Here is an 18,245-nt window from a genome sequence, read left to right as displayed (position 1 = left end):
TTTGCCGGATAGCGGTGCAGGCACCTTATCCGGCAAACAGCTAACGGGTTTAACGTCCGGCTACCTTGCTGCGTTTTTTATTGCTTGCAGGCGTCTGACGCTGATGCACCACTGGCGTATGCTTAGTCAACGCCGGGCGCGTGTTGCGGTTCTGACGACGGGCTTCACGCATCTCGTCCAGCGTAGGCGCCGGAACCAGACACTCGCGACGACTGCCAATCAGATGCTTTTTCCCCATCTCTTCCAGCGCCTGGCGAATCAGCGGCCAGTTCGCCGGATCGTGGTAACGCAGCAGCGCTTTATGCAGACGACGCTGTTTGTCGCCTCTCGGCACCACCACGTCTTCACTCTTATAGCCAATTTTACCCAGCGGGTTTTTCCCGGTGTAATACATGGTCGTTGAGTTCGCCAGCGGCGACGGATAGAAGTTCTGCACCTGATCCAGACGGAAGCGATGGCGTTTCAACCACAGCGCCAGATTCACCATATCTTCGTCCCGCGTACCGGGGTGCGCAGAGATAAAATACGGGATCAGGTACTGCTCTTTCCCGGCCTGTTTTGAGTAAAGGTCGAACAGTTCTTTGAAGCGATCATAGCTGCCCATGCCCGGCTTCATCATCTTCGACAGCGGCCCTTCTTCGGTATGCTCCGGCGCAATCTTCAGATAGCCGCCCACATGATGGCTCGCCAGCTCTTTGATATAACGCGGATCTTCAACAGCAATGTCGTAACGCACGCCGGAGGCGATCAGGATCTTCTTGATGCCTTTCAGATCGCGGGCGCGGCGATAGAGGTTGATCGTCGGCTCATGGTTGGTATCCATATGCGAGCAGATATCCGGGTACACGCACGACAGGCGGCGGCAGGTTTGTTCCGCGCGCGGCGACTTACAGCGCAACATATACATGTTGGCCGTCGGCCCGCCGAGATCGGAAATCACGCCGGTAAAGCCCGGTACGGTATCGCGGATCGCTTCGATCTCATTGATGATCGAATCTTCTGAACGGCTCTGAATAATGCGGCCTTCGTGTTCGGTAATCGAGCAGAACGAGCAGCCGCCGAAACACCCGCGCATGATGTTAATCGAGAAGCGGATCATTTCGTAAGCCGGAATGCGGCTGTCACCGTATGCCGGATGCGGCACGCGCTTATACGGCAGCGCAAAAACGCTGTCCATCTCTTCGGTAGAGAGCGGAATGGCGGGCGGGTTGATCCAGATATAGCGATCGCCATGCTTTTGCATCAGCGCACGCGCGCAGCCAGGGTTGGTTTCGTGATGCAGAATACGCGACGCGTGCGCATACAGCACCTTATCGCCCTTCACCTTCTCAAAGGACGGCAGCAGCACGTAGGTTTTCTCCCACGGCTTCGGACGCGGCGGCTGAACGGTCACGGCTTTGGCTTCCTGCTTTTTCGGCGCAACCGGTTTGTTATCCGCGCACGGCAGATCTTCACCATACGGATGGGGGATCGGATCAATTTTCCCCGGCGTATCCAGACGCGTGGAATCAACCCCACTCCAGCCCGGCAGGGCTTCTTTAACAATAATCGCGGTGTTACGCACATCGCGGATCTGGCCGATCGGCTCCCCCATTGCCAGGCGGTGCGCAACTTCAACCAGCGGGCGCTCGCCGTTGCCGAACATCAGCATATCGGCTTTCGCATCCACCAGCACCGAGCGGCGTACGGTATCAGACCAGTAATCATAGTGCGCGGTACGACGCAGGCTGGCTTCAATACCGCCGAGGATCACCGGCACGTCTTTCCAGGCCTCTTTACAGCGCTGGGTATAGACCAGCGTCGCACGATCCGGGCGCTTGCCCGCCACGTTATCCGGCGTATAGGCGTCGTCATGGCGCAGTCGGCGATCGGCGGTATAACGGTTGATCATCGAGTCCATGTTGCCCGCTGTGACGCCGAAAAACAGATTCGGTTTCCCCAGACGCATAAAATCATCTTTGCTGTTCCAGTCCGGCTGGGCAATGATGCCGACACGGAAACCCTGCGCTTCCAGCATACGACCGCAAATCGCCATCCCAAAGCTCGGATGATCGACATACGCATCACCGGTAACCAGAATAATGTCGCAGCTATCCCAGCCAAGTTGATCCATTTCGTCGCGTGACATCGGCAAAAAAGGCGCGGGACCAAAACAGGCCGCCCAGTATTGAGGCCAGGAGAAAAGATCTCTGTCTGGCTGGATCAGGGATATTGCGCTCATAATGCTTCCAAAAAAATGGTAAAAAAATAATCAAAGGCCGGGGATTATATGCCGGAACGAAAGAGAAAGGTATTCACTTCTCGCCCTTGCGGGCGAGGGAAGATTTACGGTGCCGGGTTCACCAGCATTTGTCCGATAGACCCCCGGTCGGCCATTTCCAGCGTCTGGCTGTTGAAGTAGAACGGGAAGTGCGCCCAGGAAGGCTGTCCGTAATAAACCAGCAATTCCACCTGCCCGTCCACCCATACCGTATCTTTCCAGCCCCGATCTTCCGGGAACGGCATGGCGCCATTGACGTTGCGGATCAGGAAAGAGACACCCTCAATATGGAAGGGCTGCGGCATATCGGCGCGAACGGTCCAGCGCTCCCAGGAACCTTGCTGGGCGGTGATATCAATGCGGTTGACGTCCCACAATTGCCCGTTAATGCCGGGATCGTCCCCGAGGCTGATATCCCGGCTGCGAATCGGCGCGCCGCTGACAATCTCCGTGGGCAATAAACGCATCGGCAGGCTGTCAGTCACCAGCGGCAGCAGCCCGGTTGGCCGTAAGGTCAGCACTAGCGTAGAGACCAGAATGCTGGAAGGTTCAAAGAAGCCACGGATGCGATCGACAATACTGGCCGCTTCCCCGCAGGTGATCGACACCTCATCGCCGTTGGTCATATCGACCAGAATTTCCCGGCGTTCACCGGGCGCCAGCGACAGTTGTTTGACGGACACCGGCGCGGGTAAAAGGCCCTGATCGCCAGAAATAACATGCAGCGCGCGACCGTCGCTCATTTGCAACTGGTAACGGCGTGAGTTCGACGCATTCAGCAAGCGCAGGCGTACCCAGCCGCGGGAAACTTCCACGTAAGGACTTTGCGCGCCGTTGACCAGCAGCGTATCGCCAACAAACCCGCCGCTGCCCGGTTCGCTGTACTCCGGCGTACCGAAATTATCCAGCCGCTTATCCTGGATAATGATCGGGAAATCATCCACGCCGTAATGATTGGGGATCGGCAGCGATTTGCTGACCTCATCCTCGATCAGCCACATCCCGGCAAGGCCGTTATAGACCTGCTGCGCGGTACGGTTTGGCGTATTGGCGTGATACCACAGCACGGCGGCGTTCTGACGAATCGGCAATACCGGCGCCCAGTCAGCGTTGGGCGACATCATCCGCGCAGGGCCGCCCATCAGCGGCCCCGGCACCTGCAATCCGCTGACGGTCATGGAGACATTTTCAGTCAGGCGGTTGCTGTAGATGAGCTTAACGTCATCCCCTTTCCAGACGCGAATCGTCGGCCCCAGGTAACGCCCGTTAATCCCCCAGACGGGCGCGCGCGTACCCTGCGTAAAGGACCAGTGCGCGCGCTGCAACGTCATAAACAACGGCTGCCCGCGACGGGACTCCAGCAGCGGCGGAACGGGCAGAGGCTGCTGCTGACCGGCTGCATTAGCCTTCAGCGGAACGGCACCGGCACACAGTGCGATCCCCGAAGCCTGAATGAACTGACGCCGACTGAGTGACATATAAGCTCCATTTAAAACAGACAAAGAGTGCGCAGGAAGTCGTTTCCCACAAAAACGCGATCACACTGATTCAGACTTTGCCGGTCGCTTCGCGCTCTGCAATTTCCTGATCGAGTTCTGCAATTTTTTGTTCCATCAACGAGCGGCAATGCGCCGCCAGTTCACGAACCTGATCCTTACCAAACTGGCTGATGTCCACCGGCGGCAGCATCTCTACAATCACCAGACCGTTATTCAGTCGGTTAAGCTTAATTTTATTCGATGTATTGGAAACACACACCGGAATCACCGGAACACCGGCGGCGATAGCGGCATGAAAGGCGCCGGTTTTAAACGGCAGCAGGCCACGGCCACGGCTGCGCGTTCCTTCCGGGAACATCCAGATAGAGATACGGCGCTTTTTAAAATGGCTCACCACTTCCGCGATTGTGCCGTGCGCTTTGGCACGATTATTTCGGTCAATTAACAAGTTACCGGTTAACCAGTACAGCTGGCCAAAAAACGGGATCCAGACCAGGCTCTTTTTGCCGACCGTCACCGTAGGCGGTTGCACAATGTTGGCTGCCGTCACCATATCGTAGTTGTTCTGATGGTTAGCGATATAGATAGCGTTGCCATAGCTTTCGGCATCAGCAGGCTTACGGCACTCCACCTTCAGGCCATAAAGCGGCGCCAGACGGCCAAACATATGGCCAAACGTCGCGACATGCTTCGGGTTACGCGGGCTGAAAAGGCAGTAGATCGAACCGAAAATGCAGACAAGAATGCAGTAAATAACGGTAATGATTAGACGAAAGATATATAGCATAACAACCTCTGAAGGCCTAAGAGCGTCGCATTCTACGTCACCTGATATCAGGTTAGGGCTTTGTTAAGAGCGGCTCTCTGGAAAAGCGTATTGTTAATCGCAATGCGCGAATAAACAACGGTTTTACGGGAAATTTTATTGTTAATCCGGCCTGACAGCATCGTTAAAACCGCAGGCCGGACAAGGCGTTTACGCCGCCATCCGGCACAATGAGATGGCCTGATGGCGCTTAAAATCGCCTTATTCTTCGCTGTCGCCGTCGCGGGCGCGTCGTGGCGAGTCAATCTCAATACGATCGATGCGCTGCAAACCGCGCATCAGCGTACCGCGACGACCGCGCTCGCCGGTCACTTTTTGCAGCTCTTCAGGGCGCAGTTTGATTTTGCGCTTGCCGACATGAATCGTGAGCGTGCTTTGCGGCGGCAGAACGTAGAGCTGGGCCAGCGTATCGTCGCCTCTGGCCGCTTCCGCAGACGGAATGTTGATGATCTTATTCCCTTTCCCCTTCGACAACTGCGGCAGATCGCTGACCGGGAACATCAACATACGCCCGGCGGCGGTGATCGCCAGCAGCATATCGGTTTCATCTTCAATCACCACCGGCGGCATAACGTGCGCGTTTTCCGGCAACGTGATCAGCGCTTTACCCGCGCGGTTGCGGGCGACCAGATCGTTAAAGGTACAGACGAAACCATAGCCTGCGTCCGAGGCCATCAGCAGTTTCTGCTCATCCCCTTCCATCAGCATATGCTCTACGGTCGCGCCCGGCGGCAGCGTCAGTTTACCGGTCAACGGCTCGCCCTGACCACGCGCCGACGGCAGCGTAATCGGGTCGATGGCGTAGCTGCGCCCGGTCGTGTCGATAAACACCACCGGCTGGTTGCTCTTGCCTTTCGCCGAGGCTTTCCAGCTGTCGCCCGATTTATAGTTCAGACCCTGCGCGTCAATATCATGGCCTTTGGCGCTACGCACCCAGCCCATCTGCGACAGCACGATCGTCACCGGTTCAGACGGCAGCATGTCATGCTCGCTCATCGCTTTAGCTTCTTCACGCTCGCGCAGTGGGGAGCGGCGATCGTCGCCATACGCGTCTGAATCCGCCTGCAACTCTTTCTTCAGCAGGGTGTTCATTTTGCGCTCGGAGGCCAGAATGCCCTGCAATTGATCGCGTTCTTTCGCCAGCTCATCCTGTTCGCCGCGAATCTTCATCTCTTCCAGTTTGGCGAGATGGCGCAGTTTCAGTTCGAGGATGGCTTCGGCCTGAGTTTCCGTGATGCCAAAACGCGACATCAGCGCCGGTTTCGGTTCATCCTCATGGCGGATTATCTCAATCACTTCGTCGATATTGAGAAACGCCACCAGCAAACCTTCCAGAATATGCAGGCGCTTGAGGACTTTCTCCAGACGATAGTTCAGGCGGCGGCGTACGGTATCGCGACGGAACGCCAGCCATTCGGTCAGGATCTCCAGCAGGTTTTTCACCGCCGGGCGACCGTCCAGACCGATCATGTTCAGGTTGATGCGGTAGCTCTTTTCCAGGTCCGTGGTCGCAAACAGGTGGTTCATCACCTGCTCCATATCCACGCGGTTGGAACGCGGCACGATCACCAGACGAGTCGGGTTTTCGTGATCGGACTCGTCGCGCAGATCGTCAACCATCGGCAGCTTTTTGTTCCGCATCTGGGCAGCGATCTGCTCCAGTACGCGAGCGCCGGACACCTGGTGCGGCAGCGCGGTAATCACCACCGCGCCATCTTCTTTTTTCCATACCGCGCGCATACGCACGGAGCCGCGACCATTTTCGTAAATCTTACGGATTTCCGCACGGGAGGTGATGATTTCCGCTTCGGTCGGGTAGTCCGGCCCCTGCACGATATCCAGCACCTGCTCAAGCGTTGTTTTCGGCTGCTCAATCAGGGTGATCGCGGCTTTCGCCACTTCGCGCAGGTTATGCGGCGGAATGTCTGTCGCCATCCCAACGGCGATGCCGGTGGTGCCGTTGAGCAGAATATTGGGCAGACGCGCAGGCAGCATCTTCGGCTCTTGCAAGGTGCCGTCAAAGTTCGGCACCCAGTCCGCCGTCCCCTGACCGAGTTCGCTCAGCAGGACTTCCGCGTATTTCGACAGACGGGATTCGGTATAACGCATCGCCGCGAAGGATTTCGGATCGTCCGGCGCGCCCCAGTTCCCCTGCCCGTCAACCAGCGGGTAACGGTAAGAGAACGGCTGCGCCATCAGCACCATCGCTTCATAACAGGCGCTGTCGCCGTGCGGATGGTATTTACCCAGCACGTCGCCGACGGTACGGGCGGATTTTTTAAATTTGGCGCTGGCATTCAGCCCCAGTTCAGACATCGCGTACACGATGCGACGCTGAACCGGCTTCAGTCCGTCACCAATAAACGGCAACGCCCTGTCCATGATGACGTACATGGAGTAGTTCAGATAGGCGTTTTCCGTGAATTCATGCAGCGCAAGGCGCTCTGCCATATCGCTCATTAATCGTGGTTCCTCAACTGTTAGCCTGAACAATAACCCAGTATCCGTCAGGCAATATTGCCGCAGATACTACCTTATCTGGCGCGTTGAGTCACAAAGAAAAAGGGCCGCGAGTGCGGCCCTGATGGGGTTTATTTGGCGACTTTGGTGATTTGCTTCACGTCGATTTCAACGGAATTCCAGTCTTTATCCACTTCGCCCTGGATTTCAACCAGGTCCTGCGGCGTTACGGTAACGCCGTTCCAGCGTTTGTGGTCGATATCGACATTCACCGTCCCGGTGGCGTCCTTGAACAGATACAGATCGTCGGAGATACGCTCAACGATGTTACCGCGCAGCGTGACCCAGGCGTCATCACGCATTGATTTCGCGCTTTCTACGGTCGTATTACTCCCGTTCGGGCCAACAAACCCGCCGCCCTGACTTTGCGTCGCCGTCGGGCCAGAAAATCCACCTTGCTGAGCCGCCAGAACCGGAGCGGAACACAACGCCATTACGGCAACCATTGCAGCCAATTTTTTCATGACTCTCTCTCCCTTTTTACGCTGTTTCGTCTCAATTAAATAAGGTAATCCTTAACAACTTCTTAAGGCAAAAAAAGATACTTTTTTTTCTGTACAACGCGCGCCACGACAGGGTTTACTGGCGAGAGAAAGAGTCACCGCAGGGATGAACATATGCGTATTTTACTGGTAGAAGATGACGCGCTGATTGGCGACGGCATCAAGGCGGGTTTAAGCAAAATGGGATTCAGCGTCGACTGGTTCACCGAAGGTCGTCAGGGTAAAGAAGCGCTCTACAGCGCGCCTTATGATGCTGTGATCCTCGACCTTACGCTACCGGGGATGGACGGACGGGATATCCTGCGCGAATGGCGTGAACAGGGAAAACGCGAACCCGTACTGATTCTGACGGCGCGCGATGCACTGGCGGAGCGCGTGGAGGGGCTGCGTCTGGGGGCGGACGACTATCTGTGCAAACCTTTCGCGCTGATTGAAGTCGCCGCCCGCCTGGAGGCGCTGTTACGCCGCGCTAACGGCCAGGTGAGCAACGAACTGCGCCACGGCCAGGTTACGCTCAATCCCGGTAATCTGGTCGCGACGCTGGCAGGCGATCCGCTGCCCCTGAAGCCGAAAGAGTTTGCCCTGCTGGAGCTGCTGATGCGCAACGTCGGGCGCGTGTTGCCGCGTAAGCTCATCGAAGAGAAGCTGTATACCTGGGACGAAGATGTCTCCAGCAATACCATTGAGGTACATGTTCATCACTTACGCCGTAAGCTGGGCAGTGATTTTATCCGCACCGTACACGGGATCGGCTACACCCTGGGCAACCCATGAAACTCACACAACGTCTCAGCCTGCGCGTCAGGCTCACGCTTATTTTTCTGATCCTGGCCGCCATCACCTGGGTGGCCTCCAGCTTCGTGGCCTGGAAACAGACGACCGACAACGTCGACGAGCTGTTTGATACCCAGCTCATGCTGTTTGCGAAGCGCCTTATTACTCTGGATGTCAACGAAATCTCGGCGCCTGAACGGATGGCGCAGACGCCGAAAAAATTGAAGCATGGTCATGTCGATGACGATGTGCTGGCCTTTGCGGTGTATACCGCCGACGGCAGGATGGTGCTGAACGATGGCGATAATGGCCGGGATATTCCCTACAGCTACCGTCGGGAAGGTTTTGATGACGGATACCTGAATGGCGATGATGATAAATGGCGTTTTGTCTGGCTGACCTCTGCGGATGGCAAGTACCGTATCGTCGTCGCTCAGGAGCTGGAGTATCGCGAGGATATGGCTCTGGCGATTGTCACCGCGCAGCTAACGCCGTGGCTGATCGCGCTTCCGCTGATGCTGCTCATCCTGATTGTGCTGCTTAGCCGGGAGCTCAGGCCGCTGAAAAAGCTCGCCCAGGCGCTACGTTTGCGCTCCCCGGAATCGGAAGAGCCGCTTGACGATAAGGGTGTGCCAAGTGAGGTTCGTCCGTTAGTCGGCGCGCTCAACCAGTTATTTGCCCGTACGCATTCGATGATGGTGCGCGAGCGGCAATTCACGTCAGACGCGGCGCATGAGTTACGCAGCCCGCTCACTGCGCTGAAAGTACAAACCGAGGTGGCGCAACTCTCGGACGACGACCCGCAGGCGCGTCAAAAAGCGCTCATGCAACTGCATACGGGGATTGAGCGCGCCACGCGCCTGGTGGACCAACTCTTAACTCTTTCACGGCTCGACTCGTTCGATAACCTGCAAGATGTCGCGGAAGTCTCGCTGGAGGCGCTACTGCAATCCGCCGTGATGGATATCTGGCAACCGGCCCAGCAGGCGCATATTGACGTGCGTCTGCACGTTAACGCCCACAACGTCACGCGCACGGGCCAACCGCTGCTGCTCAGCCTGCTGGTGCGCAATTTGCTGGATAACGCCATTCGTTACAGCCCACAGGGCAGCGTGGTGAACGTGACGCTGAATGCCCGGTATTTTACCGTCCGGGATAATGGCCCCGGCGTTTCGCCGGCGGTGCTGGCGCGTATCGGCGAACGATTCTATCGCCCGCCAGGTCAGAGCGTCACCGGCAGTGGTCTGGGTTTGTCGATTGTCCGCCGCATCGCCTCGCTGCATGGGATGAGCGTCTCGTTTGGCAATGCGCCGGAAGGAGGCTTTGAAGCCGTAGTAACCTGGTGATCGCGAGATTATTGCGCGATGAGCAAAAGACTTTGCACATTTTGCTCATTTCGCCGGGCCGCTCATCTGCGTAAAATCTGTTTCAAACGCATTCCTGAGAGGACAAATAATGAGCAACATTCTGATTATCAACGGGGCGAAAAAATTTGCGCACTCCAATGGTCAGTTAAACGACACCCTGACCGAAGTGGCGGATGGCCTTCTGCGCGACCTCGGGCATGATGTCAAAATCGTCCGCGCTGAAAGTGATTACGATGTCAAAGCCGAAGTCCAGCACTTCGTCTGGGCTGACGTGGTTATCTGGCAGATGCCTGGCTGGTGGATGGGCGCGCCGTGGACCGTGAAAAAATACATGGATGACGTCTTTACCGAAGGCCACGGTACGCTGTACGCCAGCGATGGCCGCACCCGTTCGGACGCGTCAAAAAAATACGGTTCCGGCGGTCTGATTCAGGGGAAAAAATACATGCTTTCTCTGACCTGGAACGCACCGATGGAGGCCTTCACCGACAACGATCAGTTCTTCCACGGCGTTGGCGTGGATGGCGTATACCTGCCGTTCCACAAGGCCAATCAGTTCCTCGGAATGGAAGCGCTGCCGACCTTTATCACCAATGACGTCATCAAAATGCCGGATGTCCCGCGTTATATCGCAGAATATCGCAAGCATCTGAGCGAGATTTTTGGTTAACTAGTAGCCTGGAATTAGAAGGAGTTAACCATGCTTACTGTCATTGCTGAAATCCGTACCCGTCCAGGTCAACATCACCGTCAGGCGGTACTGGATCAGTTTGCCAAAATCATTCCGACCGTGCTGAAAGAAGAGGGTTGCCACGGCTACGCGCCGATGGTCGATCACGCTGCGGGCGTGGCCTTTCAGACGACCGCACCTGACTCAATCGTGATGGTTGAACAGTGGGAAAGCGTTGCGCATCTCGAAGCGCATTTGCAAACCCCGCATATGAAAGCCTACGCCGAAGCCGTTAAAGGCGACGTGCTGGAAACAAGTATCCGTATTCTGGAGTCAGGCGTTTAAGTTTTGCGCTAAATGCCGGATGGCGCTTCGCTTATCCGGCCTACAGCACGACAGCGCATTCCCTGAATGTAGGCCCGGTAAACGCAGTGCCACCGGGCAATTCCAGGCAATTCCGGGCAATATGGTTACCAGTACAGCTTCCAGCACTGGGTAAAACGCGTTAACGCTTCCACGTAGAAATAATCCCCCCAGCTAGCACACTCATCGACCCCTTTGTTGCTCGAAAGGTGGTACACCGAATGTTTCAACAGCCCGTTCCCCTTCTCATTTTTCGCCATCAGATAGCGCTTCGTTAGCGATGACATTATTCCCATCGCCCACTGCTGATAACGCTCACGATCCGGATCGGTCACGGGCAGGTGTTTGATCAACTCCAGCAGGCCGCACACGGCAATCGCCGCCGACGAGGCGTCACGCAGCGCGTCTGTCCCCACCAGCGCCAGATCCCAATGGCAGACCGCGTCTTCCGGCAGGCGATTAAGGAAATAGTTCGCCAGCTTTTTCGACAGCGCCACCATCTCTTTGTCGCCCGTGTAGATATAGCTCAGCAGGAAGCCATAAATCCCCCACGCCTGACCGCGCGACCAACATGAATCATCCGCATAACCCTGCTGGGTGTTGCCGTAACGCGGCGCGCCGGTTTTCACATCCATGTAGTAAGTATGGAAGGTAGACGCATCTTCACGAATCAGGTATTTCGCGGCCTGCGCCACATGGGCTTTTGCCGCCTCGGCAAAACGCGGATCGCCCGTCTGCTCGCTCGCCCAGTACAGCAGCGGCAGGTTCATGTTGCAGTCGATGATCATCCGCCCGGCCTGTTCGGGATCGTTAAGATCGCCCCACGCCTGGATAATCTGCGCCTTTTCATGGAAACGCTCCAGTAGCGCTTCCGCCGCCATCAGCGAAAAACCACGCGCATCGCGGTTGCCCGTCAGTCGCCAGGCTGCGACGCAGGACAGGGTATAAAGGAACCCCAGATCGTGGGTGTTGGTGTCATGGCGTCCGGCAATACGCAGGCCAAAAGAACGCACATGTTTTTCCGCCAGTTCACGATATTTCGCCTCGCCGCTCATCTCCCACGCCAGCCACAGTTGCCCGGTCCAGAAGCTGGTAGTCCACTCAACGTTGTCAGTTAACGGGTAATAACCTTTAACGCAGGTTTCGGCAGGAAATTTTTCACCGAATTCCGTTAAATGACGGCTAATCAGTTCGAGGACGTGTTCACGCGCGCCGATCATTTCATCCTGAAAAGTTCCGGCGTCAACCGGGCTGCCAGGAAATGCGCGCAACGTTTCCTCAACGATATGATTTAACATATTTCGGTTCCTTCTAAATTAAACCCAATGAAATTTAATGCGCCGTATTATTTTCGGCGATCTCAATAGCAGTACGATGGCGGGATTTACTCTGACATGCCGATAAGGTAAATGCCGAAATAAGCGTAAAGGTCAGCGCAATCATCCCCATGATGATATACGTTTTCTCAAAACCAATTCGGTCATACATTAATCCGGCAGGTGAAGAGATCACCACATTGCCGACATACAGCATCGCCTGATAGCCCAATAAATACATGGTCGCATTGACGCGTTTATCAAAGTGTTCAGCAATGTATTTAAAGACCGAAACCAACAGCAGACAGATTTCCAGACCATACAGCGGCTTCAGTACGGAGATGAGCAGGTGTGAATCACACAGCCCGGAAATAATCAGACGCGCGCCAACCAGCGCCCCCACAATCAACAAACCGCGTTTAGCGCCGATCGCGTTAACAAATAATGGAACCACCATATACATGACAAATTCCATTCCCGACTGCACGGTTCCCAGATAGCCAAACACCGCGTTGCCTTCATGAACGTCAGAGAAGAAGGTGACAAAGTAGCGGGAGAACTGCTGCTCTGCGATAAACATCATCCACGCCACGCCGGCGACATACAGACAGAACGCCCAGAACTTACGGCTGCGCAACAGAGCGTAGACATCCGCCGGGACGATTTTCTCTTTTGTCAGCACGTCCGCTGCGTTTGCCGCATTCACATTCACTTTCAGACTCAGCAGTACCACCAGCATCACCACCGACGCCACGCTGCCCATAATGAAGTTATACGCCGGAGAGAGGTTAAACAGCAGGCCGGAAAACGACGACGCCACCGCCCACCCCAGCGAGCCCCACATGCGTATTTGGCCAAACTCCATGCCGTTAAGACGGCTGAAGCGGTCAGAGTAGGATTCACAAGCCGCCACGCCAGCATACCAGGCAAAGCTCAGGTAAATCGCGCCGATAACAATGCCCAGCATGGTGTTTGAAAGCAATAATGGCTGATAAACATAAATAAAGAATGGCGCCATTAGTGCCGATATCATCACAACAAAATAGAGCAGGTATTTGCTCATGCCGATTTTATCGAGAATGTAGCCATAAATGGGCTTCAGAATGACCGCAAAAATACCGTTTACCGCAAACACCGTACCAATAACCGTGCCGCTTAGCTGTGCTTTCTGCCCCAGCCAGATGGCCAGTAAACCAATACTGGCAGACCAGGTAAAGAAATAGAGGAATATAAAGCTACTGATTTTATAATATTCAGTTCTGTTATTTGTTGAACAATTTTTCATACCATCCTCGCCAACGTGTAGGGGCCAGAGTTTTATAAAAAGAACGATAACTGGCGTGCGCTTTCTGGTTCGCGAATAACCACCTGGTTATCGTTTATTTGCAGTTGCGGAATTGCCGTATATTTTTTCTGTTGCCCGGAAGCAGAAACCGCGCAACACAGCCAGCTTTCTCCCTGTGCAATTTCTGTGGTAAGCAGTGGAATCGCGGCGCATTGTGCAAACATAATGCTGCTGTTCGGCGGCGTAATAATGCTGTCCGGCTGGCGGGCCAGCGCGGGCGACAGATCGACGATCGTGCTGCATCCGTTCTCCGCCGCCAGGTAGCATCCGCGCTCACTGAGCTGATGCGCCGCTTTCATCACCGCAAAGCCGCCTTCCACGGTTTGCAACGTTCGCGCGCTGTGGATGCGGTGCAGGCGAAGATGCCACTCGCCGAAGGGCACCAGCCAGGTCTCGACTGTGACGTCATGCCACGGAGACCAGCGGGAAAAAATAAAGTTCTCATCGACCCGCACTTCATCGCAGCAACGGCGGCCACGGAAATAGTTGTCGCCATCCGCCAGCAGCAGCATGGAGTCGCACGCCGCATGTTTAAGGCCATAGCGTCCGCGTTCAATGGTGAAACCAAAACGGCTGGAGTAGGCAAACTTCGTGTATTTCGCTTCGGTGTTAACGTAGTTATTCAGTTCAAGCTGGCCCGAAGTCAGCATCGTGACATGGTCCGAATTCTCACTGTGCTGCAAAATTTGTGCGGCATGGGGAATAACGTGTTTTTCTGCGCATTGCGGCAACGGGAGTTCTTCGGCCTGCCAGAAAGCGTGATCGTCCGGCAAGGCGAGGATCAAAAAAACCTTCAGCGCCCAGTAAGGGGAGCCCGGCGAGTTGTAATCTTCACACATCGCCAGATTCGGATAAGCAAACCCCAGCGTCAGAATGCCGTCACGATCGACAATCGGCTGCTGCTGCCACCAGCGCAGATGCCGCAGGATCACCCCTTTAATCACGCCCGGCGAGAAGACATCCAGCTCAGCAAACGCCGCCGCGCTCCAGAACGCGACCATCGCAAAGCGATAGGTCAGACTGCGGCCAAACGGTACGGATGCGCCATCTGCTGCCGACATGTAGATAAAATCAGCGGCAAACAGGCGAGCGCGTTCGCGCAGGGTGGCGGCACGGGCAGCATCTTCCGGGTTCAGCGTGGCGTACAGCAGCCCGTAAAAATGGAAAGCCATCGAGATGTAGTAATCTTTTGGGCGACCGGGGCCATCGGCATACCAGCCGTCACCCAGGTAGTACGCTTCCATCATCGTAAAACGGCGGTCGATCGCCGCCTGATCGAACGGCAGCCCGGCACGTTTGAAACCCAACTGGACGATAATCGCAAAGTAGTTCCAGTTGCTGTCCGGCATTTGCGCGTCGGTGATCTGGTTTAGCCAGCGATGAAGATTCGCCAGTTCCGTTTCGCTGAACTTGTCGGTTAAACGCGTTTGCAGCAACGCCAGGCCGAGGCCGTAGGCGGCCATCTCAACCAGGCGCTGATCGTAAGGGTCGGTATCGCCCCAGTAGTGCGGACTGAGTGGATTGGTGCCGAGTTTAATCGCCTGAATATACTTATCAGCAAACGGCACCTCAGCGCCGCCAGCCATCAGAGGAAACAGACCCCATAACGCTCTGGAGAGCCCTTCCATGCAGGCGATATCCACACTGTAGTGCGCGCAGGTGTCACCCAGTGAAAACTGCGCCGCCCCTGCGGGAAACTGTTTATCCAGCGCGCTCAGCATCGTTGTGACGGCGCTGATTACGTCTTCACGGAATGACAATGGATTTGATTTTTCTTCAGTTGCCGACCACATACTCTGCCCCTCTGAATTAAGTGGCTAAAGGATAGTGAATCGCCGACAAGCGGAAATGTTATCTCAATCACACCAATAGAATTAAAATAAAACAGTGATTGAAAAAATTTAAAAACAAGGTTTATAAACCAGAATTCAGCGGCAAAAATTTAGATCTGTTGCACTATGAATGCACCCTCATCTCAGGAACATCTGGAGCTGATCGCGCTCAATGACGCCATTGCGTCATTTAGTCGATTATTTGCTAACTCGGTTCGCTATCACCACTGGCATCAGTGTCTGGAGGTGCTGTATGTGGAGGAAGGATTTGGCGTGGTGATCGTCGATCACCAGCAATACACCATGCGGCCAGGTCGATTGTTCTTTTTCCCGCCCTTTACCCTGCATAAAATCATGGTGGATGAGCAGGCGCAAGACCACTACCGCCGAACCATTATTCACCTCGATCAGCATGCGGTACTGAAAGTGCTGCGCGATTTTCCGCTTAATCAACAGCGTCTGCAAAGTCTGACCGTACGTGGCGGCGAGGCCAGAGTATTCGATGTGGCGGATATTCACCCGCACGTTGATTTTCTCTTCAGCCGTTACGAGAAAATGGCAGCGCTCAAGCCGCTTAACGCCGAACAGATTTCCTGCCTGTTATTGAGTTTATTTAGCCTGTTGCCCGAAGATAACGTCAATATGACGGAGATTGGCACCGGAATAGCAAGCCAGGTGATGTTCTGGCTGGATGAGAATTACACCCGTAAATTCAGCCTCAGCGAGCTGGCAGAAGAGTCAGGAAAATCAAAAAGCTACATTTCCCGGCGCTTTCATTTTGAAACCGGTGAAAGCATCCTCAATTATCTTAATACCCTTCGGTTACGCAAAGCCTGCGAAGCGTTGTTACACAGCGAGGAGAGTGTGCGGGAGATTGCCCGACAGGTGGGGTTTTCAGACGTGACGTACTTTATTAGTGCCTTTGGCAAAGGGATTGGCGAAACGCCGTTACAGTATCGCAAGCGGCATAGACAGTAACGCCGGATGACGCTTCGCTTATCCGGCCTACGGGCACAATGCGAGCGTAGGCCGGATAAGGCATTCAATGGTCGATTACGCGTCGAGATCCGCCATATCGCCTTTTTCCTGCAACCAGTTGCGGCGGTCTTCGGAGCGTTTCTTCGCCAGCAGCATATCCATCATGGCGTTGGTACGCTGATCGTCTTCGTCGCTGATAGTGAGCTGCACCAGGCGACGGGTGTTCGGATCGAGCGTGGTTTCGCGTAGCTGCATCGGGTTCATTTCACCCAGACCTTTAAAGCGCTGCACGTTCGGCTTGCCTTTCTTACGCTTCAACTGTTCCAGCACGCCCGCTTTCTCTTCTTCCGTCAGCGCATAGTAGACCTCTTTGCCGAGATCGATACGGTACAACGGCGGCAGCGCGACGTAGACGTGCCCGTGCTTCACCAGCGTGCGGAAGTGCTTCACAAACAGGGCGCAGAGCAGCGTGGCGATGTGCAGACCATCGGAGTCCGCATCCGCCAGGATACAGATCTTGCCGTAACGCAGCTGGCTCAGATCGTCGCTGTCTGGATCGATGCCGATCGCCACAGAAATATCGTGTACTTCCTGCGATGCCAGCACTTCATCGGAAGATACTTCCCAGGTGTTGAGGATTTTACCTTTCAGCGGCATGATCGCCTGATATTCACGATCGCGCGCCTGCTTGGCGGAACCGCCCGCCGAGTCCCCTTCCACGAGGAACAGTTCGGTACGATTGAGATCCTGCGCGGTACAGTCCGCCAGTTTACCCGGCAGAGCCGGGCCGCTGGTCAGCTTTTTGCGCACCACTTTCTTCGCCGCGCGCAGTCGACGCTGGGCGCTGGAAATGGCCATCTCCGCCAGCAGCTCCGCAGACTGAACGTTCTGATTCAGCCACAGGCTGAAGGCGTCTTTCACCACACCCGACACAAACGCCGCACACTGGCGCGAAGAGAGACGCTCTTTGGTCTGCCCGGCGAACTGCGGGTCCTGCATCTTCACCGAGAGCACGTAAGCGCAGCGATCCCAGATATCTTCCGCAGACAGCTTCACGCCGCGCGGCAGAATATTGCGGTATTCGCAGAATTCACGCATCGCGTCCAGCAGACCCTGGCGCAGCCCGTTCACATGAGTGCCGCCCTGCATTGTCGGAATCAGGTTAACGTAGCTTTCTGTCAGCAGCTCGCCGCCTTCCGGCAGCCACAGCAGCGCCCAGTCTACGGCTTCCGTATCACCGGCAAAATTACCGATAAACGGTTTTTCAGGAAGGGTCGGCAGGCCGTTAACCGCTTCGCCCAGATAGTCGTTCAGGCCATCCTGATAGCACCAGCGCTGCTCGCTATTGTTGACCTCATCTTTAAAGGTGATTTCAACGCCAGGGCACAGCACCGCTTTCGCTTTCAGGATATGGGTTAAGCGAGAGACGGAAAAACGCGGGCTGTCGAAAAAGGTTTCATCCGGCCAGAAGTGAACGCTGGTGCCGGTATTACGTTTACCGCATGTCCCGACAACCTGAAGATCCTGCACTTTCTCGCCGTTTTCAAAGGCGATGCTATAGACCTGGGCATCACGACGCACGGTGACTTCCACGCGTTTTGACAAGGCGTTGACGACGGAAATCCCCACCCCGTGCAGACCGCCGGAGAACTGGTAGTTCTTGTTGGAGAACTTACCGCCCGCATGCAGTCGGCAGAGGATCAGTTCAACCGCCGGAACGCCCTCTTCCGGGTGGATATCCACCGGCATCCCACGGCCGTCATCAATCACTTCCAGTGACTGATCGGCATGTAAAATCACATCCACGCGTTTTGCGTGACCCGCCAGTGCTTCATCCACACTGTTATCAATCACTTCCTGCCCAAGATGGTTCGGGCGGGTTGTATCGGTGTACATCCCCGGGCGGCGGCGTACCGGCTCAAGCCCAGTGAGTACCTCAATGGCATCAGCGTTATAAGTTTGCGTCATGATTTAAATTAGCAATTCGAATTG

At 55.3% G+C, this 18,245-nt stretch carries 14 protein-coding genes; 5 read left to right on the top strand and 9 right to left on the bottom strand.

The features are described from left to right. Positions 1-49: 49 nt before the first annotated feature. The 5 genes from OGX84_RS20925 to OGX84_RS20905 form a co-directional block, all read right to left on the bottom strand. A complete protein-coding gene (locus OGX84_RS20925) occupies positions 50-2,221 on the bottom strand; it encodes a YgiQ family radical SAM protein (RefSeq protein WP_275165184.1) in 2,172 nt (723 codons plus the stop codon). Positions 2,222-2,325: 104 nt separating this feature from the next. Then, positions 2,326-3,738, bottom strand: coding sequence for a cell division protein FtsP (ftsP, locus tag OGX84_RS20920; protein WP_012135149.1), 1,413 nt, complete (start codon positions 3,736-3,738; stop codon positions 2,326-2,328). A gap of 70 nt (positions 3,739-3,808) precedes the next feature. After that, positions 3,809-4,546, bottom strand: a complete 738-nt coding sequence (plsC, locus tag OGX84_RS20915) for a 1-acylglycerol-3-phosphate O-acyltransferase (RefSeq protein WP_047461176.1) — start codon at positions 4,544-4,546, stop codon at positions 3,809-3,811. 240 nt (positions 4,547-4,786) lie between these two features. Then, a complete protein-coding gene (gene parC, locus OGX84_RS20910) occupies positions 4,787-7,045 on the bottom strand; it encodes a DNA topoisomerase IV subunit A (RefSeq protein WP_012135151.1) in 2,259 nt (752 codons plus the stop codon). Positions 7,046-7,176: 131 nt separating this feature from the next. Beyond that, entirely contained in the window at positions 7,177-7,569 is a 393-nt protein-coding gene (locus tag OGX84_RS20905) for a YgiW/YdeI family stress tolerance OB fold protein (RefSeq protein WP_012135152.1), read from the bottom strand. Between the two features lie 153 nt (positions 7,570-7,722). On the opposite strand from OGX84_RS20905, the gene qseB reads away from it, so the two are divergent. The 4 genes from qseB (at position 7,723) to OGX84_RS20885 (ending at position 10,764) form a co-directional block, all read left to right on the top strand. Beyond that, the gene (qseB, locus tag OGX84_RS20900; RefSeq protein WP_012135153.1) at positions 7,723-8,382 is read left to right on the top strand and encodes a quorum sensing response regulator transcription factor QseB; all 660 of its coding nucleotides are present in this window, start codon (positions 7,723-7,725) and stop codon (positions 8,380-8,382) included. Next, on the top strand, positions 8,379-9,728 hold the full coding sequence (gene qseC / locus OGX84_RS20895; RefSeq protein WP_286458348.1) for a quorum sensing histidine kinase QseC: 1,350 nt from the start codon (positions 8,379-8,381) through the stop codon (positions 9,726-9,728). Before qseB ends, qseC begins: the two co-directional genes overlap by 4 nt. Positions 9,729-9,837: 109 nt before the next feature. Beyond that, positions 9,838-10,419 (top strand): NAD(P)H-dependent oxidoreductase, encoded by a 582-nt coding sequence (locus OGX84_RS20890; protein ID WP_047461170.1) that lies wholly within the window; start codon positions 9,838-9,840, stop codon positions 10,417-10,419. Positions 10,420-10,449: 30 nt separating this feature from the next. Further along, complete coding sequence (locus OGX84_RS20885; protein WP_012135156.1) at positions 10,450-10,764, top strand: putative quinol monooxygenase; 315 nt, start codon at positions 10,450-10,452, stop codon at positions 10,762-10,764. A 125-nt stretch (positions 10,765-10,889) separates the two neighbouring features. Here OGX84_RS20885 and OGX84_RS20880 read toward each other — a convergent pair whose 3' ends face one another. The 3 genes from OGX84_RS20880 to OGX84_RS20870 are packed head-to-tail and all read right to left on the bottom strand — an operon-like array spanning position 10,890 to position 15,236. After that, positions 10,890-12,080 (bottom strand): glycoside hydrolase family 88 protein, encoded by a 1,191-nt coding sequence (locus tag OGX84_RS20880; protein WP_047461167.1) that lies wholly within the window; start codon positions 12,078-12,080, stop codon positions 10,890-10,892. 34 nt (positions 12,081-12,114) lie between these two features. Continuing rightward, the gene (locus OGX84_RS20875; protein WP_058668117.1) at positions 12,115-13,383 is read right to left on the bottom strand and encodes an oligosaccharide MFS transporter; all 1,269 of its coding nucleotides are present in this window, start codon (positions 13,381-13,383) and stop codon (positions 12,115-12,117) included. A 32-nt stretch (positions 13,384-13,415) separates the two neighbouring features. Beyond that, positions 13,416-15,236: a DUF2264 domain-containing protein gene (locus tag OGX84_RS20870; protein ID WP_286458346.1), complete on the bottom strand. Its 1,821-nt coding sequence runs from the start codon at positions 15,234-15,236 to the stop codon at positions 13,416-13,418. Between the two features lie 165 nt (positions 15,237-15,401). Here OGX84_RS20870 and OGX84_RS20865 point away from each other — a divergent pair, with 165 nt between their 5' ends. Then, entirely contained in the window at positions 15,402-16,253 is an 852-nt protein-coding gene (locus tag OGX84_RS20865) for a helix-turn-helix transcriptional regulator (protein ID WP_012135160.1), read from the top strand. Positions 16,254-16,328: 75 nt separating this feature from the next. On the opposite strand, the gene parE is transcribed toward OGX84_RS20865, so the two are convergent. Continuing rightward, positions 16,329-18,221 carry a DNA topoisomerase IV subunit B gene (gene parE / locus OGX84_RS20860; RefSeq protein ID WP_012135161.1) on the bottom strand — a complete coding sequence of 631 codons (1,893 nt, stop codon included), beginning with the start codon at positions 18,219-18,221 and terminating at the stop codon, positions 16,329-16,331. Between the last annotated feature and the right edge of the window lie 24 nt (positions 18,222-18,245).

The organism is Citrobacter sp. CK202 (genome assembly GCF_030333225.1).
In the GTDB taxonomy this organism is placed as follows: Bacteria; Pseudomonadota; Gammaproteobacteria; order Enterobacterales; family Enterobacteriaceae; genus Citrobacter_B; species Citrobacter_B koseri.
The sequence above is the reverse complement of the archived record's forward strand: the minus strand, read 5'-3'. Positions and strand labels throughout refer to the sequence as shown.

Excerpts from the sequence above, each read along its gene's own strand:
- OGX84_RS20925 (WP_275165184.1), bottom strand. The coding sequence starts at position 2,221 with ATGAGCGCAATATCCCTGATCCAGCCAGACAGAGATCTTTTCTCCTGG.
- ftsP (WP_012135149.1), bottom strand. The coding sequence starts at position 3,738 with ATGTCACTCAGTCGGCGTCAGTTCATTCAGGCTTCGGGGATCGCACTG.
- OGX84_RS20870 (WP_286458346.1), bottom strand. The coding sequence starts at position 15,236 with ATGTGGTCGGCAACTGAAGAAAAATCAAATCCATTGTCATTCCGTGAA.
- plsC (WP_047461176.1), bottom strand. The coding sequence starts at position 4,546 with ATGCTATATATCTTTCGTCTAATCATTACCGTTATTTACTGCATTCTT.
- qseC (WP_286458348.1), top strand. The coding sequence starts at position 8,379 with ATGAAACTCACACAACGTCTCAGCCTGCGCGTCAGGCTCACGCTTATT.
- qseB (WP_012135153.1), top strand. The coding sequence starts at position 7,723 with ATGCGTATTTTACTGGTAGAAGATGACGCGCTGATTGGCGACGGCATC.
- OGX84_RS20890 (WP_047461170.1), top strand. The coding sequence starts at position 9,838 with ATGAGCAACATTCTGATTATCAACGGGGCGAAAAAATTTGCGCACTCC.
- OGX84_RS20875 (WP_058668117.1), bottom strand. The coding sequence starts at position 13,383 with ATGAAAAATTGTTCAACAAATAACAGAACTGAATATTATAAAATCAGT.
- parC (WP_012135151.1), bottom strand. The coding sequence starts at position 7,045 with ATGAGCGATATGGCAGAGCGCCTTGCGCTGCATGAATTCACGGAAAAC.
- OGX84_RS20885 (WP_012135156.1), top strand. The coding sequence starts at position 10,450 with ATGCTTACTGTCATTGCTGAAATCCGTACCCGTCCAGGTCAACATCAC.
- OGX84_RS20905 (WP_012135152.1), bottom strand. The coding sequence starts at position 7,569 with ATGAAAAAATTGGCTGCAATGGTTGCCGTAATGGCGTTGTGTTCCGCT.
- parE (WP_012135161.1), bottom strand. The coding sequence starts at position 18,221 with ATGACGCAAACTTATAACGCTGATGCCATTGAGGTACTCACTGGGCTT.
- OGX84_RS20865 (WP_012135160.1), top strand. The coding sequence starts at position 15,402 with ATGAATGCACCCTCATCTCAGGAACATCTGGAGCTGATCGCGCTCAAT.
- OGX84_RS20880 (WP_047461167.1), bottom strand. The coding sequence starts at position 12,080 with ATGTTAAATCATATCGTTGAGGAAACGTTGCGCGCATTTCCTGGCAGC.